The following is a 15,213-nucleotide window of genomic DNA, read 5'->3' as shown; positions in this document are numbered from 1 at the left end:
CCTCACAAGCTCACCTCGGCCTCTTTCATTTCGCCAACTGGCAATTTGAAAAAAGTGCCAGCTTGATTGTTGGCGCTCTTTATTGGAGTGTCAAGAGGAATTTTTAGACGTATAGAGGGCCGTTGTAAAGAACCCATTTTCAGGGTTTTTCCGGCTTTGCTTTGCAGCATGCGGCCAAGCACGAGGACTTGAAAAGCCGCATAATCGGCTCATATACCAGGCTCGAGTGACACGCGTTCGAGTCGTCCCGGCTTGTGGGATACTGGATGCGGATACGACGTTCCGGTGCGATTCCCCCTGACGGTTCGTGTTCCGCGCCACGCGTGAAAGCCGGCACCGCAGCCGGCTTTCGTATGGCGCGAAGACGATCGCGTGTTCCGGGATACCGGGGAGGGCGCCGGCCGGTCGGTCGGGTAATGGCAGGATTGCGGGCCTGTCCGAGTTGTTTAGAATGGGTGTATGGCGATTATCCCGGACAAGCAGGACAGTACCGTCCTGGAACGCAAGCAGCAGAAGCTCAAGCCGCCTTCGATGTACAAGGTGGTGCTGCTGAACGACGACTTCACGCCGATGGAATTCGTCGTGATGGTGGTCCAGGAGTATTTCAAGAAGGATCGCGAGACGGCCACGCAGATCATGCTGAAGGTCCATCGCGAAGGGCGAGGAGTTTGTGGGGTCTATACGCGGGACATCGCGTCGACCAAGGTTGAGCAAGTCGTTACCCATGCGCGGCAGGCCGGGCATCCGCTGCAGTGCGTGATGGAGGAAGCATGATTGCCCAGGAATTGGAAGTCAGCCTGCACATGGCGTTCATGGAAGCACGCCAGGCGCGCCATGAGTTCATTACGGTCGAGCATCTGCTGCTGGCCCTGCTGGATAATCCGACGGCAGCCGAGGTGTTGCGCGCGTGCGCGGCGAACATCGAGGACCTGCGTCAGAACCTGCGCAATTTCATCCACGACAACACACCTACCGTCCCGGGCACCGACGATGTCGATACCCAGCCGACGCTCGGTTTCCAGCGCGTGATCCAGCGCGCGATCATGCACGTCCAGTCGACGTCGAACGGCAAGAAGGAAGTCACCGGCGCGAACGTGCTGGTCGCGATCTTCGGCGAGAAGGATTCGCACGCGGTGTATTACCTGCAGCAGCAGGGCGTCACGCGCCTCGACGTCGTGAACTTCATTTCGCACGGTATCGCGAAGACGAACAGCGGCGAAGCCGCGAAGTCGACCGACGCGAACGCGGAAAGCGAAGACGCGAATGCGCAGAAGGAAACGCCGCTCGCGCAGTTCACGCAGAACCTGAACCAGATGGCGAAGGACGGCCGCATCGATCCGCTGATCGGTCGCGAGCCCGAGGTCGAGCGCGTCGTGCAGGTCCTGTGCCGCCGCCGCAAGAACAATCCGCTGCTCGTCGGCGAGGCCGGCGTCGGCAAGACCGCGATCGCGGAAGGGCTCGCCTATCGCATCACGCGCGGCGAAGTGCCCGATATCCTCGCGAATGCGCAGGTCTACTCGCTCGACATGGGCGCGTTGCTCGCCGGCACCAAGTATCGCGGCGATTTCGAGCAGCGTCTGAAGACGGTGCTGAAGGAGCTCAAGGAGCGTCCGCACGCGATCCTGTTCATCGACGAAATCCACACGCTGATCGGCGCGGGCGCCGCGTCGGGCGGCACGCTCGATGCGTCGAACCTGCTGAAGCCGGCGCTGTCGTCGGGCACGCTCAAGTGCATCGGCGCGACCACGTTCACCGAGTATCGCGGCATCTTCGAGAAGGATGCGGCGCTGTCGCGGCGCTTCCAGAAGGTCGACGTGAGCGAGCCGACCGTCGAGCAGACGGTCGCGATCCTGCGCGGGCTGAAGTCACGCTTCGAGGAACACCACGGCGTCAAGTATTCGTCGGGTGCGCTGTCGGCCGCGGCTGAACTGTCGGCGCGCTTCATCACCGACCGTCACCTGCCGGACAAGGCGATCGACGTGATCGACGAAGCCGGCGCCGCGCAGCGCATCCTGCCGAAGTCGAAGCAGAAGAAGACGATCGGCAAGAGCGAGATCGAGGAAATCATCTCGAAGATCGCGCGTGTGCCGCCGCAGAGCGTGTCGCAGGACGATCGCAGCAAGCTGCAGACGCTCGACCGCGACCTGAAGAGTGTCGTGTTCGGCCAGGATCCGGCGATCGACGCGCTGGCGGCATCGATCAAGATGGCGCGCGCGGGCCTCGGCAAGATGGACAAGCCGATCGGCGCGTTCCTGTTCTCCGGCCCGACGGGCGTCGGCAAGACCGAAGTGGCGCGCCAGCTCGCGTTCACGCTCGGCATTGAGCTGATCCGCTTCGACATGTCGGAGTACATGGAGCGTCACGCGGTGAGCCGCCTGATCGGCGCGCCGCCGGGCTACGTCGGGTTCGACCAGGGCGGGCTGCTGACCGAAGCCGTCACGAAGAAGCCGCATTGCGTGCTGCTGCTCGACGAAATCGAGAAAGCGCATCCGGACATCTACAACGTGCTGCTGCAGGTGATGGACCACGGCACGCTGACGGACAACAACGGCCGCAAGGCGGATTTCCGCAACGTCATCATCATCATGACGACGAACGCGGGCGCCGAGTCGATGCAGAAGGCGACGATCGGCTTCACGACGCGCCGCGAAACGGGCGACGAGATGACCGACATCAAGCGCCTGTTCACGCCGGAGTTTCGCAACCGCCTGGATTCGATCATCAGCTTCCGCTCGCTCGATGAGGAAATCATCATGCGCGTGGTCGACAAGTTCCTGATCCAGCTCGAGGAACAGCTGCACGAGAAGAAGGTCGACGCGCTCTTCACCGACGCGTTGCGCAAGCATCTCGCGAAGCACGGCTTCGACCCGCTGATGGGCGCGCGGCCGATGCAGCGGCTGATCCAGGACACGATCCGTCGCGCGCTGGCCGACGAACTGCTGTTCGGCAAGCTCGTCAACGGTGGTCACGTGACGGTCGACGTCGACGAAAACGACAAGGTGCAGTTGTCGTTCGACAAGCTGGCGAATCCGCCGCACAAGCCGAACGAAGAGACGGTCGAAGTCGAGTAAGCGATAATTCGTTGTTCATGCGAACGGCGCGGGAAGTTCTCCGCGCCGTTTCGTTTTATCCGGCGCCGGCGGCGCAATGGTGGTGCAGGGGAGTGGTAACGCAGTGACACAACAACAACGATCGTTCGACAGCATCGTCGCGCGAGAACAAGGGTTGCGCCACGCGCTGACGTCGGGGCAGATGGCGATGATCGCGATCGGCGGCGCGATCGGCACGGGGTTGTTCCTCGGCAGCGGGTTCGCGATCGGGCTCGCCGGCCCGAGCGTGCTGGTCTCGTATGCGATCGGCGCGCTGATCGCGCTGCTGCTGATGGGCGCGCTCGCGGAAATGACCGTCGCGCATCCGACGGCCGGCTCGTTCGGCGCGTATGCCGAGCACTACGTCGGCCCGCTCGCGGGTTTTCTCGTGCGCTATGCGTACTGGTTCGCGGTCGTGTTCGCGATCGGCACCGAGATCAGCGCGATCGCCGTGTTCATGAAGTACTGGTTTCCGGCCGTGCCAGGCTGGTATTGGGTGATCGGCTTTTCCGCGTTGCTGATCGCCGTGAACCTCGCGAGCGTCACGCTGTACGGCTCGGTCGAATATGCGTTCTCGCTGCTGAAGATCGCCGCGATCGTCGTGTTCATCGTGCTCGGCGCCTACCTCGTGTGGTCGGCGCCGGCCGCGTCGGGCATCGGTTTCGCGAACTACACCGCGCACGGCGGCTTCATGCCGAAGGGGCCGTGGGGCACCTGGGTCGCGGTGATCGTCGCGATCTTCAGCTACATGAGCATCGAGGCCGTCGCGATCGCGGCCGGCGAGGCGCGCGATCCGCAGCACGCGGTCACGCGCGCGTTCCGTTCGACGGTGTTCCGGCTCGTGTTGTTCTACCTGCTGACGCTGTCGCTGATGCTCGCGATCGTCCCGTGGACGCAGGCCGGCACCGACGAAAGCCCGTTCGTGAAGGTGATGGCCGCGACGCACGTGCCGTACGCGGCCGGCGTGATCAACTTCGTGCTGCTGATCGCGGCGCTGTCGGCGATGAACAGCCAGCTCTACGTGACGACGCGGATGATGTTCAGCCTGTCGCGCGCGCGGCTCGCGCCCGCGGCGTTCGGCCGGCTCGGCACGAACGGCGTGCCGCGTGCGGCGCTGTGGATCTCGACGAGCGGCGTCGCGGTGGCGGCCGTGCTGGTCGCGCTGGCGCCCGACACGGCGTTCACCGTGATGATGGCGATCGCGATGTTCGGCGCGCTGTTCACGTGGCTGATGATCTTCGTCACGCACCTGCGCTTCCGTGCGCGGTATCGCGGCCCTGCGCTCGCGTTCCGGATGTGGGGGCACCCGTTCGGCAGCCTGCTCGGTGCGGGGCTCGTCGCGGCAATCCTGTTCACGACCGCGTTCACGCGCGAATTCCGGATGACGATGGTGGTCGGCGTCGTGTTCGTCGTGCTGCTGACGCTTGCGTATGCGCTGCACTACCGGCACGAACACGCACGCTGACGGCGCCAGCGCGGCCGCCCACGGCCGCGCTTGCCGGCTACCCCATTCCTCATATTCGCTAAGGTTCCGTTAAGCCGGCGGCGACTAACATTCGATCCTGTCTGCAAGGCGGGCCGGCACGCGTCGGCCTGCCGCTATCCTGCAAAAGGGGTTCGAATGAACAAACTTCCCGAAATCACGCTTGCGTTCTGGATCATGAAGATCTGCGCGACGACACTCGGTGAAACCGGCGGCGACCTGCTGTCGATGACGCTGAACGTCGGTTACGCGGTGAGCTCGATCCTGCTGTTCGGCTTCTTCCTCGTGACGCTCGGCGCGCAGCTCAAGACGACGCGCTATCGCCCGGCGATCTACTGGGCCGTGATCGTTGCGACCAGCACGGCCGGCACGACGATGTCCGACTTCATGGACCGTACGCTCGGCCTCGGTTATGCCGCTGGCTCGTCGATCCTCGTTGCGATCCTGCTGGCCATCTTCGCGGTCTGGCGGCTCAGCGGCGAATCGCTGTCGGTCGACCTGATTCGCACGCGCAAGGTCGAGTTGCTGTACTGGATCGCGATCCTGTTCTCGAACACGCTCGGCACCGCGCTCGGCGACTTCCTCGCGGACAGCTCGGGGCTCGGTTTCGGCGGCGGCGCGCTGCTGATCGGCGGGCTGCTGGCGGTGATCGTGCTCGCGCACTACTTCACGCGAATCTCGGGCGTGCTGCTGTTCTGGGCCGCGTTCGTGCTTACGCGCCCGTTCGGCGCGACGGTCGGCGACCTGCTGACGAAGCCGATCGCCAAGGGCGGTCTCGCGCTCGGTACGGTTGGCTCGTCGGCCGTGCTGCTCGGCGTGCTGGTCGCTCTGGTGATCTATGCAAGCATCGCGCAGGCGCGGCAACGCGAACTGGCACCGGCGCGGATCGCGCAGCCGGTCAGCGAATGACGGTGAAAGGAACAGGAAAAAGGGGCCGCGAGGCCCCTTTTTTTGCTGTGTCGCTCAGTGGCGGCCGGTGCTGCCGAAGCCGCCTGCGCCGCGATCGCTTTCGGCGAAGTCGTCGACGATGTTGAACTGCGCCTGCACGACCGGCACGATCACGAGCTGCGCGAGACGCTCGAACGGGTTCAGCACGAACTCGGTCTGGCCGCGGTTCCACGTCGAGATCATCAACTGGCCCTGGTAGTCGGAGTCGATCAGGCCGACGAGGTTGCCGAGCACGATGCCGTGCTTGTGGCCGAGGCCCGAGCGCGGCAGGATCAGCGCCGCATAACCGGGGTCGGCGAGGTGGATCGCGAGGCCCGTCGGCACGAGCGTCGTTTCGCCCGGTTGCAGCGTCACCGGCGCGTCGAGGCAGGCGCGCAGGTCGAGGCCCGCGCTGCCGGTGGTCGCGTAGGCGGGCAGGTAGTCGCGCATGCGCGCGTCGAGAATCTTCAGGTCGAGTTTCATGCGGTCGTCGAATCGGTCGGGAAGGGCGCGGCGGCGACGCCGCCGCGCGGGAGATCAGATCAGGCGATTATCGGGCAGGCGCTTCGCGATTTCCGCGACGAGCACATGCGCGAGTTCGTCCTTCGGTGCGCGCGGTAGGCGCGTGAGGCCGGCGGCTTCGAATAGCACGACTTCGTTGTCGTCGCGGCCGAACGTCAGCGGGCCGAGATTGCCGACGAGCAGCGGCACGTTCTTGCGTTTGCGCTTCTCGTCGCCGTGCACGTCGAGGTCGCCGCTTTCGGCCGCGAACCCGACGCAGAACGGCGGATCGGGCAGTGCCGCGACCGACGCGAGGATGTCGGGGTTCTCGACGAACGCGAGCGCCGGCATCTTGCGGTCGGCCGTCTTCTTCATCTTGTGCTCGGCCGGCTGGTCGACGCGCCAGTCGGCGACCGCGGCCACCGCGATGAAGATGTCGGCATCGGCGACGGCATGCATCACCGCGTCGTACATCTGCTGCGCGGTCTGCACGTCCTGGCGGTAGACGCCCCACGGCGTGTCGAGCGCCACCGGCCCCGCGACCAGATGCACGTCGGCGCCGGCCTGCTGCGCGGCGCGCGCGAGCGCGAAGCCCATCTTGCCGCTCGAGCGGTTCGTGAGGCCGCGCACGGGGTCGAGCGGTTCGAACGTCGGGCCGGCCGTGATCAGCACGCGCCGGTGCGCGAGCACCTTCGGCGCGAAGTGCGCGACGATCGCTTCATAGATCGCCTCGGGCTCGAGCATGCGGCCGTCGCCGACTTCGCCGCACGCCTGCGCGCCCGAATCCGGGCCGAGCACCGACACGCCGTCCGCGCGCAGTTGCGCGGCGTTGCGCTGGGTAGCCGGGTTTTGCCACATCTGGCGGTTCATCGCGGGGACGACGAGCAGCGGACAGTCGCGCGCGACGCACAGCGTCGACAGCAGATCGTCCGCGAACCCGTGCGCGAGCTTTGCGAGGAAGTCCGTCGACGCGGGCGCGATCACGATCGCGTCGGCTTCGCGCGACAGGTCGATGTGCGCCATGTTGTTGTCGATGCGCGCGTCCCACTGGCTCGTGAAGACGGGCCGGCCCGACAGCGCCTGCATCGTGACGGGCGTGATGAACTGGGCGGCGGCTTCCGTCATCACGACCTGCACGGTCGCGCCGGCTTTGGTCAGCAGCCGCGTGAGTTCGGCGATCTTGTAGCAGGCGATGCCGCCCGTCAGGCCGAGAACGAGGTGTTTTCCTGCGAGTTCTGCGTGTGCCAACTCAGGCCTCCAAGGTTCAAACGGGACGGCCGGCGCGAGGCCGGCCGTCGACGCCGAGTATGCGCGCTTAGCGCGAGCCGCGCACGCGACGCAGTTCGTCGTAGATCAGCAGCACCGCGCCGATTGTGATCGCGGAATCGGCGAGGTTGAACGCCGGGAAATGCCAGGCGCCGAGGTGGAAATCGAGGAAGTCGATCACGTGACCGTAGACGAGCCGGTCGATCACGTTGCCGAGCGCACCGCCGAGGATCAGCGCAAGCGATACGCTGAACAGCCGCTGGTGGCCGTGGCGCTTCAGCAGGAAGCAGATCACGAGCGTCGCGCCGATCCCGAGCGCGGTGAACGCCCAGCGCTGCCAGCCGCTCGCGGTCGACAGGAAGCCGAACGCGGCGCCGCGGTTGTACACCAGCACGAGGTTGAAGAACGACGTGAGCGCATGCTGCGCGCCATACGCGAACGTCTTCAGGATTGCGATCTTCGACAACTGATCGAACAGGATCACGATCAGCGAAATGCCGAGCCAGGGCGCAAGCGCGCCGCTGGCCGGTTTCGACAAGGTTTTCGCCATAGTTAAGCAGCGCTCCGGATTTCGCCGTTTTCAAACAGGTTCGAGAAGCAGCGGCCGCACAGCGTCGGATGATCGGCGTGCGCGCCGACATCCTCGCGGTAGTGCCAGCAGCGTTCGCACTTCTGGTACTTCGATGCGGCCACGTCGACGCTTTCCTGCGCTTCGTCGTCGACCTTGACGACGGTTGCGGCCGACGTGATCAGCACGAACTTCAGGTCTTCACCGAGGCTCGTGAGCGCGTCGTAGCGCGCGCCGCTCGCGTGCACGGCCACTTCGGCCTGCAGCGACGAACCGATGCGGTTCGCGGTGCGTGCTTCCTCGAGCGCCTTCGTCACGTTGCCGCGCACGTCACGCAGCAGCGCCCACTTCTCGATCAGCGCGGCCGAGCCGGCAACTTCCGGGTACGCGTAATACGTTTCCGTGAAGATCGTTTCGCCGGCCGGCTGGAACACCTTCCATGCTTCTTCCGCCGTGAACGACAGGAACGGCGCGAGCACGCGCAGCAGGCCGTGCGTCAGGTGGTACAGCGCCGTCTGCGCGGAGCGGCGTGCGCGCGAATCGGCCGCGCTGGTGTACAGGCGGTCCTTCAGCACGTCGAGGTAGAAGCCGCCGAGATCTTCCGAGCAGTACGTCTGCAGTTTCGCGACGACCGGGTGGAATTCGTACTTCTCGTAATGGCCGAGCAGTTCCGTCTGCAGTTGCGCCGAGAACGCGACCGCATAACGGTCGATCTCGAGCCATTCGTCGACGGGCACCGCGTGCTGCGCGAAGTCGAAATCCGACAGGTTCGCGAGCAGGAAGCGCAGCGTGTTGCGGATGCGGCGATAGCCTTCCGTCACGCGCTTCAGGATTTCCTCGGAGATCGCGAGTTCGCCCGAATAGTCGGTCGACGCGATCCACAGGCGGATGATTTCCGCGCCGAGGCGGTTCGCGACTTCATGCGGGTCGATGCCGTTACCGAGCGACTTGCTCATCTTGCGGCCTTCGCCGTCGACCGTGAAGCCGTGCGTGAGCAGGCCCTTGTACGGCGCGCGGCCGTCGATCATCGACGCGGTCAGCAGCGACGAGTGGAACCAGCCGCGATGCTGGTCCGAACCTTCGAGGTACAGGTCCGCCGGGAACTGCAGCTGATCCTTGTGCGAGCCGCGCAGCACGTGCCAGTGCGTCGTGCCCGAGTCGAACCACACGTCGAGCGTGTCGCGGTTCTTTTCGTACAGGTTCGCGTCGTCGCCGAGCAGCTCGCGCGGATCGAGCGTCTGCCATGCCTCGATGCCCGACTGCTCGACGCGCTTCGCGACTTCCTCGAGCAGTTCGAGCGTGCGCGGATGCAGTTCGCCGGTTTCCTTGTGCACGAAGAACGCCATCGGCACGCCCCATTGGCGTTGGCGCGACAGCGTCCAGTCGGGACGGTTCGCGATCATGCTGAACAGGCGCTGCTTGCCCCACGACGGGTAGAACGCGGTCGCGTCGATGCCTTCGAGCGCGGTTTCGCGCAGCGTCTTGCTGCCGTCGCGCGGCGTCACGTCCATGCCGGCGAACCACTGCGACGTCGCGCGGTAGATGATCGGCGTCTTGTGGCGCCAGCAGTGCATGTAGCTGTGCGTGTACTTCTCGCTGCGCAGCAGCGAGCCGGCCGCGTTCAGCGCTTCGACGATCTTCGGGTTCGCATCCCAGATCGACAGGCCGCCGAACAGCGGCAGCGATTCGATATAACGACCGTCGCCCATCACCGGGTTGATGAAGTCGGAATCGGTCATCCCGTGCGCCTTGCAGGACATGAAGTCCTCGATGCCGTACGCGGGCGACGAGTGCACGACGCCGGTACCGGTGTCGGTCGTCACGTAGTCGCCGAGGTAGACGGGCGCGGTGCGCTTGTAGCCGGGGTGGGCCGATGCGAGCGGGTGGTGGAAACGCAGGTTCGCGAGCTTCACGCCGGGCGCGGTCGCGACGACGCGGCCGGTCAGCTTGAATTCTTCCATGCACGCGGCGACGCGCTCTTCCGCGATGATCAGCAGCCCGCGCTCGGTGTCGACCAGCGCGTAGACGATTTCCGGATGAAGGTTCAGCGCCTGGTTCGCCGGGATCGTCCACGGCGTGGTGGTCCAGATCACGATGCCGCCTTCGGCGCGCGGCAGCGCCGGCAGGCCGAACGCCTGCGCGGTCTTTTCCGGTTCCGCGAACGCGAACATCACGTCGATCGTCGGGTCGGTGCGGTCCTTGTACTCGACTTCCGCTTCCGCGAGCGCCGAGCCGCAGTCGAAGCACCAGTTCACCGGCTTCAGCCCGCGATACACATAACCCTTCTCGATGATCTTGCCGAGCGCGCGGAGCTCTTCCGCCTCGTTGACGAAGTTCATCGTCTTGTACGGGTTGGCCCAGTCGCCGAGCACGCCAAGGCGCTTGAAGCCGACCTTCTGTTTCTCGATCTGCTCGGTCGCGTACGCGCGCGCCTTGCTCATCACTTCGGCCGCCGGCAGCGACTTGCCGAACTGCTTCTCGATCTGGATCTCGATCGGCATCCCGTGGCAGTCCCAGCCCGGCACGTACGGCGCGTCGAAGCCGGCCATGTTGCGCGACTTGACGACGATGTCCTTCAGGATCTTGTTGACGGCGTGGCCGAGGTGGATGTCGCCGTTCGCATACGGGGGGCCGTCGTGCAGGATGAACTTCGGCCGGCCCTTGCTGGCCGCGCGGATCTTGTCGTAGAGGCCGCGCTCTTCCCATTCCTTGACCCACTGCGGCTCGCGCTTGGGCAGGTCGCCGCGCATCGGGAACGGCGTGTCGAGCAGGTTGACCGGATACTTGGCCTGCGGTTTCGAATCGGCTTTCTTGTTGCTCATGATGGGATCGCTATCAAATCGGGAGACGCGCGAGCGTCGTGAATCGGGGATGCGCGCGAGTGAGCGGCGCGAGGGTGCGGCGCGCGGGGCGCCGCCGTCCGGATCAGCTAATTCGGTCGGTTGCCGACGTCGCGAAGCCCGTCGCGCGGCTGCCCGGCGCACGGTCGCGCTCGACGAAATACGCGCGCGCATTCGCGACGTCCAGTGCGATCGCGCGTGACAGCGCCTCGAGATCGTCGAACTTCGCCTCGTCGCGCAGCTTCTTCAGGAATTCGACGCGGATGAGCTTGCCGTACGCATCGCCGTGCCAGTCGAGCAGGTGGACTTCGAGCAGTACGCGGCCCGAATCGTCGACGGTCGGGCGCAGGCCGAGGCTCGCGACGCCCGGCAGCGGGTCGGGACCGAGGCCGTGCACCTGCACGACGAAGATGCCCGCGAGTGCCGGCCGCTTGTGCGCGATCGGCAGGTTCAGCGTCGGGAAGCCGAGGTCGCGGCCGAGCTTGAGCCCGTGCGCGACGTGCCCGCTGATCGCATAACCGTGGCCGAGCGCCTGCGCGGCGCCGTCGAGATCGCCCGCTGCGAGCGCGGTGCGCACGCCCGAGCTCGAGATGCGCGTGCCGTCGCTGCCGGCCACCGTGCCCATCTGCTCGACCTCGAAGCCGTGCTGCTCGCCGGCCGCCTTCAGCGTGTCGAAGGTGCCCGCGCGCTTCGCGCCGTAGCAGAAATCGTCGCCGACCATCATCCAGCGCGTGTGCAGCCCGCCGACGAGCGTGCGCTCGACGAACGCTTCGGGCGACTGGCTGGCGAACGTGTGGTTGAAGTGCTCGACGACGACGCGGTCGACACCGTGTTCACGCAGCGCCTCGAGCTTGTCGCGCAGCATCGCGATGCGCGGCGGCGCGCCGGCCGGGTTGAAGAATTCGCGCGGGTGCGGCTCGAAAGTCATCACGCACACGGGCAGGCCGCGCGCGTCCGCTGCCGCGCGCACGCGCGCGAGCAGGGCCTGGTGGCCGCGATGGACACCGTCGAAGTTGCCGATCGTCAGCGCGCACGGGGCGCGGCTCTCGGCGTTGGGCAGGCCGCGGAAGACTTTCACGATAGCGGATGCAGCGTCGGGGAATGGGCGGTGGGATGCCGCAAAGCAGAAGATTATAAACGTTCGGGCGGGCCGGCGGCCGAGAAGGCGGGAAACGCGGGGGCGAATGGTAAAATTCGCGGATGAAAAAACTCGTGATCCTGATTTCCGGTCGCGGCAGCAACATGGAGGCCATTGTCCGCGCGTGCGCGCAGGAACGCTGGCCGGCCGAGGTTGCCGCCGTGATCGCCAACCGGCCCGATGCGGCCGGCCTGGCTTTTGCCGCGTCGCACGGGGTGGCGACCGCGGTGGTCGACCACCGTTCTTTCGACGGCCGCGACAGCTTCGACGCGGCGCTTGCCGCGGAGATCGACCGTTTCGCACCCGATCTCGTCGTCCTCGCGGGCTTCATGCGCATCCTCACGCCGGCATTCGTCAGACGATATGAAGGTCGGCTGTTGAATGTCCACCCGTCGCTGCTGCCGAGCTTCAAGGGCATTCACACGCACCAGCAGGCGCTCGACGCGGGCGTCGCGCTGCACGGCGTGACCGTTCACTTCGTGATTCCCGAACTCGACAGCGGCGCGATCGTCGCGCAGGGCGCGGTGCCCGTGCGCGCGGGCGACGACGCGGCCGCGCTGGCGCAGCGCGTGCTGACGGTCGAGCACGTGTTGTATCCGCGCGCGGTGCGCTGGTTCGTCGAGGGGCGCTTGCGCCTCGAGAACGGCCGTGCCGTCGTGGCGCCGGAAGAAGCACGCTGGATTTTCGCGGATCAACCGCATACCGAAACGAGTGAGGGTGTATGAAGCTGCACGGATTCCTGATTGGCCAGACCGAGACCTTGCTGGCCGAGGTGCTGAAGTTCGCCGGCCCCGCCGACGCGACGACGAGCCGGTTCTTCCGCGCGCACCCGAAGCTCGGGCATGCCGAGCGCGGCGTGATCGCCGAGGCGGTCTTCGCAGTGCTGCGCCGCAAGATGGAGTTTTCGCACCTGGCCGAGAGCGGCACGGGCACGCCCGCGCGGCGTCTCACGCTGCTCGGCCTGATGCAGACGGCCGGCCGTAACGCGCTGAGGCCGTTTTTGTCCGACACCGAGTCCGCGTGGCTCGAGCACGTGTCGAAGATCGATCCGGCGAGCCTGCCGGTGCGCGTCCGCACGAACCTGCCCGACTGGATCCACCAGGCGCTGTCGGCCCGATTCGACGCCGAGGAACTCGCGCAGCTCGCCGCCGCGCTGAACTACCCGGCGCCGCTCGACCTGCGTGCCAACGCGCAGAAGGCGACCCGCGACCAGGTGATCGACGCGCTGCGCGCGAACGGTATCGATGCGGGCGCGATGCCGTTCGCGCCGTTCGGCGTGCGCGTCGTCGGCAAGCCGGCGCTGACGCGCCTGAAGCTGTTCGAGGAAGGCCAGATCGAGGTGCAGGACGAAGGCAGCCAGCTGCTGTGCTCGCTCGTCGCGCCGCGCCGTGGCGAGATGGTCGTCGATTTCTGCGCGGGCGCCGGCGGCAAGACGCTCGCGCTGGGCGCGATGATGCGCTCGACCGGGCGCCTCTACGCGTTCGACGTGTCGGAAAAGCGCCTCGCGAAGCTGAAGCCGCGCCTCGCGCGCAGCGGGCTGTCGAACGTGAACCCGGTGCTGATCGACAGCGAGCATGACGCGAAGATCAAGCGGCTCGCCGGCAAGATCGACCGCGTGCTGGTCGACGCGCCGTGCAGCGGCCTCGGCACGCTGCGCCGCAATCCGGACCTGAAGTGGCGCCAGTCGCGCACCGCGATCGACGAGCTGACGCCGAAGCAGGCGTCGATCCTCGCGAGCGCCGCGCGTCTCGTGAAGAAGGGCGGCCGGCTCGTCTACGCGACCTGCAGCGTGCTCGACGCCGAGAACGAGCGCATCGTCGAACAGTTCCTGGCCGACCATCCCGAGTTCGTGCTGGTGCCGGCGCAGAAGGTGCTGGCCGACCAGCGCATCGAGATCGAGACCGGCGACTACCTGTCGCTGTGGCCGCATCGTCACGCGACCGACGGCTTCTTCGCCGCGGTGCTTGAACGCCGCGCGCAGTAACGACAGGCCGGACGGACGATGGAGAATCTGCAAAGCCGCCTGCTGTCGCACCGGCTGGCGTCGGTGATTCGCGATTTCCACCAGCCGGTGATGATCTGGCAGGCGGCGATCCTCGTCGGCGCGCTGTGTTTCGCATGGGTGGCCGCGCGCTTCGTGCACGGCCGGATCGATGCGCGCCGCCGGGCGGCCGGACGTGCGCCCGGCGCGGGCGCGCAAAGCCTGAAGCGCGCGTTGTTCCCGTTGTTCGGGGGCGTCTTCGCGGGCGTCGCGCAGCTCGCGTTCGACCCGTTCATGTCGACGTCGCTGCTGTCGCTCGCCCTGGTGCCGTTGTTCGGCATCGGGCTGATCTACGTGCTGTTCTTCTTCGCACGGCGCGTGTTCGCGCGCGATGGCCACACGCATGCGTGGCTGTCGATCGTCGAGAAGATCGTGTCGACCGTCGTGTGGGCCGCGATGGTGCTGACCGTGCTCGGCATCCAGCGCGACGTGCTCGGCTGGCTCGACAGCGTGCAGTTCCGCGTCGCCAATGCGCACCTGACGCTGCTGTCGCTGATCTCCGGCGCGCTGTGGGTCTGCGTGACGCTGATGGTCGCGATGTGGCTCGGCTCGGTGCTCGAGGATCGCCTCACGCGTGCGAGCACGCTCGATGCGAACCTGAAGGTCGTGCTGTCGCGGGTCGGTCGCGCGCTGCTCGTGTTCGCGGCGATCCTGATCGGGCTGTCGCTCGTCGGCATCGACGTGACGGTGCTCGGCGTGTTCGGCGGCGCGGTGGGCGTCGGCCTCGGCTTCGGGCTGCAGAAGATCGCGAGCAACTACGTGTCGGGCTTCATCATCCTGCTCGACCGCTCGCTGCGGCTCGGCGATGCGATCAGCGTCGGCGGGCTGCAGGGCGTCGTCACGCAGATCCGCACGCGCTACACGGTCGTGCGCGGCCTCGACGGCAACGAGACGCTGATCCCGAACGAGAAGCTGATCACCGACGTCGTGCAGAACCAGTCGTCGTACCTGACGCGCGGTTATGCGAAGGTCGCGGTGCAGGTCGCGTACACGAGCGATGTCGAGCACGCGCTCGCGTTGCTTGCCGATGCCGCGAAGGGCGTGCCGCGCGTGCTGGCCGAGCCCGCGCCGACCCCGTATCTGGTGAGCTTCGGCGCGGACGGGATCGACCTCGAGCTCGGCTTCTGGATCGAGGATTCGGCGAAAGGCACGTCGGGCGTGCGTTCGACCGTGAACCGCAACATCTGGCGGCTGTTCAGCGAGCACGGGATCTCGATTCCGTTTCCGCAGCGCGAAGTGCGCGTCGTCGGGTTGCCGGACGGCTTTCCCGCGGCGGGTGCAGTGGCCCCGCAGGATCCGGCGGCCGGCGCTCCGGTGGCCGGCAACGGCGTGGCGGACGGGCGCGCGCCGGCCGCGTAGA

13 protein-coding genes are annotated in these 15,213 nt (G+C 66.5%); 7 read left to right on the top strand and 6 right to left on the bottom strand.

The window, feature by feature from the left end:
* Nucleotides 1-2 precede the first annotated feature (2 nt).
* Nucleotides 3-170 (bottom strand): hypothetical protein, encoded by a 168-nt coding sequence (locus H3H55_RS13720; RefSeq protein ID WP_164991967.1) that lies wholly within the window; start codon nucleotides 168-170, stop codon nucleotides 3-5.
* 289 nt (nucleotides 171-459) lie between these two features.
* Here H3H55_RS13720 and clpS point away from each other — a divergent pair, with 289 nt between their 5' ends.
* The 4 genes from clpS (at nucleotide 460) to H3H55_RS13700 (ending at nucleotide 5,481) form a co-directional block, all read left to right on the top strand.
* A complete protein-coding gene (clpS, locus tag H3H55_RS13715; RefSeq protein ID WP_006398529.1) occupies nucleotides 460-774 on the top strand; it encodes an ATP-dependent Clp protease adapter ClpS in 315 nt (104 codons plus the stop codon).
* Nucleotides 771-3,071 (top strand): ATP-dependent Clp protease ATP-binding subunit ClpA, encoded by a 2,301-nt coding sequence (clpA, locus tag H3H55_RS13710; RefSeq protein ID WP_034178825.1) that lies wholly within the window; start codon nucleotides 771-773, stop codon nucleotides 3,069-3,071. Before clpS ends, clpA begins: the two co-directional genes overlap by 4 nt.
* Before the next feature lie 103 nt (nucleotides 3,072-3,174).
* On the top strand, nucleotides 3,175-4,554 hold the full coding sequence (locus H3H55_RS13705) for an amino acid permease (RefSeq protein ID WP_193098900.1): 1,380 nt from the start codon (nucleotides 3,175-3,177) through the stop codon (nucleotides 4,552-4,554).
* Between the two features lie 156 nt (nucleotides 4,555-4,710).
* Nucleotides 4,711-5,481, top strand: coding sequence for a hypothetical protein (locus H3H55_RS13700; RefSeq protein WP_193098899.1), 771 nt, complete (start codon nucleotides 4,711-4,713; stop codon nucleotides 5,479-5,481).
* Nucleotides 5,482-5,535: 54 nt separating this feature from the next.
* Here the strand turns inward: H3H55_RS13700 and dut are convergent, their stop codons facing one another.
* From dut to H3H55_RS13675, 5 genes are all read right to left on the bottom strand, one after another.
* Entirely contained in the window at nucleotides 5,536-5,982 is a 447-nt protein-coding gene (dut, locus tag H3H55_RS13695; RefSeq protein WP_034178823.1) for a dUTP diphosphatase, read from the bottom strand.
* Nucleotides 5,983-6,036: 54 nt separating this feature from the next.
* The gene (gene coaBC, locus H3H55_RS13690) at nucleotides 6,037-7,248 is read right to left on the bottom strand and encodes a bifunctional phosphopantothenoylcysteine decarboxylase/phosphopantothenate--cysteine ligase CoaBC (protein ID WP_193098898.1); all 1,212 of its coding nucleotides are present in this window, start codon (nucleotides 7,246-7,248) and stop codon (nucleotides 6,037-6,039) included.
* 67 nt (nucleotides 7,249-7,315) lie between these two features.
* Nucleotides 7,316-7,816, bottom strand: a complete 501-nt coding sequence (gene lspA, locus H3H55_RS13685; RefSeq protein ID WP_193098897.1) for a signal peptidase II — start codon at nucleotides 7,814-7,816, stop codon at nucleotides 7,316-7,318.
* Between the two features lie 2 nt (nucleotides 7,817-7,818).
* Nucleotides 7,819-10,656, bottom strand: a complete 2,838-nt coding sequence (gene ileS, locus H3H55_RS13680) for an isoleucine--tRNA ligase (RefSeq protein ID WP_129512787.1) — start codon at nucleotides 10,654-10,656, stop codon at nucleotides 7,819-7,821.
* A gap of 103 nt (nucleotides 10,657-10,759) precedes the next feature.
* Nucleotides 10,760-11,752 (bottom strand): bifunctional riboflavin kinase/FAD synthetase, encoded by a 993-nt coding sequence (locus tag H3H55_RS13675; protein WP_129512786.1) that lies wholly within the window; start codon nucleotides 11,750-11,752, stop codon nucleotides 10,760-10,762.
* A 122-nt stretch (nucleotides 11,753-11,874) separates the two neighbouring features.
* Here H3H55_RS13675 and purN point away from each other — a divergent pair, with 122 nt between their 5' ends.
* The 3 genes from purN to H3H55_RS13660 are packed head-to-tail and all read left to right on the top strand — an operon-like array spanning nucleotide 11,875 to nucleotide 15,212.
* Complete coding sequence (gene purN, locus H3H55_RS13670; RefSeq protein ID WP_193098896.1) at nucleotides 11,875-12,537, top strand: phosphoribosylglycinamide formyltransferase; 663 nt, start codon at nucleotides 11,875-11,877, stop codon at nucleotides 12,535-12,537.
* Complete coding sequence (locus tag H3H55_RS13665) at nucleotides 12,534-13,796, top strand: RsmB/NOP family class I SAM-dependent RNA methyltransferase (RefSeq protein WP_129512784.1); 1,263 nt, start codon at nucleotides 12,534-12,536, stop codon at nucleotides 13,794-13,796. Before purN ends, H3H55_RS13665 begins: the two co-directional genes overlap by 4 nt.
* A gap of 18 nt (nucleotides 13,797-13,814) precedes the next feature.
* The gene (locus H3H55_RS13660; RefSeq protein ID WP_193098895.1) at nucleotides 13,815-15,212 is read left to right on the top strand and encodes a mechanosensitive ion channel family protein; all 1,398 of its coding nucleotides are present in this window, start codon (nucleotides 13,815-13,817) and stop codon (nucleotides 15,210-15,212) included.
* Nucleotide 15,213: the final 1 nt, after the last annotated feature.

The organism is Burkholderia sp. Z1 (assembly GCF_014893795.1).
Taxonomy (GTDB): Bacteria; Pseudomonadota; Gammaproteobacteria; order Burkholderiales; family Burkholderiaceae; genus Burkholderia; species Burkholderia theae.
Note: the sequence above shows the minus strand (reverse complement) of the source record. Positions and strands in the feature narration are given on the sequence as shown.

What these genes read in the sequence shown, in the direction of transcription:
- clpA (WP_034178825.1), top strand. Translation starts at nt 771, where the DNA reads ATGATTGCCCAGGAATTGGAAGTCAGCCTGCACATGGCGTTCATGGAA.
- H3H55_RS13660 (WP_193098895.1), top strand. Translation starts at nt 13,815, where the DNA reads ATGGAGAATCTGCAAAGCCGCCTGCTGTCGCACCGGCTGGCGTCGGTG.
- H3H55_RS13720 (WP_164991967.1), bottom strand. Translation starts at nt 170, where the DNA reads ATGCTGCAAAGCAAAGCCGGAAAAACCCTGAAAATGGGTTCTTTACAA.
- H3H55_RS13700 (WP_193098899.1), top strand. Translation starts at nt 4,711, where the DNA reads ATGAACAAACTTCCCGAAATCACGCTTGCGTTCTGGATCATGAAGATC.
- lspA (WP_193098897.1), bottom strand. Translation starts at nt 7,816, where the DNA reads ATGGCGAAAACCTTGTCGAAACCGGCCAGCGGCGCGCTTGCGCCCTGG.
- purN (WP_193098896.1), top strand. Translation starts at nt 11,875, where the DNA reads ATGAAAAAACTCGTGATCCTGATTTCCGGTCGCGGCAGCAACATGGAG.
- ileS (WP_129512787.1), bottom strand. Translation starts at nt 10,656, where the DNA reads ATGAGCAACAAGAAAGCCGATTCGAAACCGCAGGCCAAGTATCCGGTC.
- dut (WP_034178823.1), bottom strand. Translation starts at nt 5,982, where the DNA reads ATGAAACTCGACCTGAAGATTCTCGACGCGCGCATGCGCGACTACCTG.
- clpS (WP_006398529.1), top strand. Translation starts at nt 460, where the DNA reads ATGGCGATTATCCCGGACAAGCAGGACAGTACCGTCCTGGAACGCAAG.
- H3H55_RS13665 (WP_129512784.1), top strand. Translation starts at nt 12,534, where the DNA reads ATGAAGCTGCACGGATTCCTGATTGGCCAGACCGAGACCTTGCTGGCC.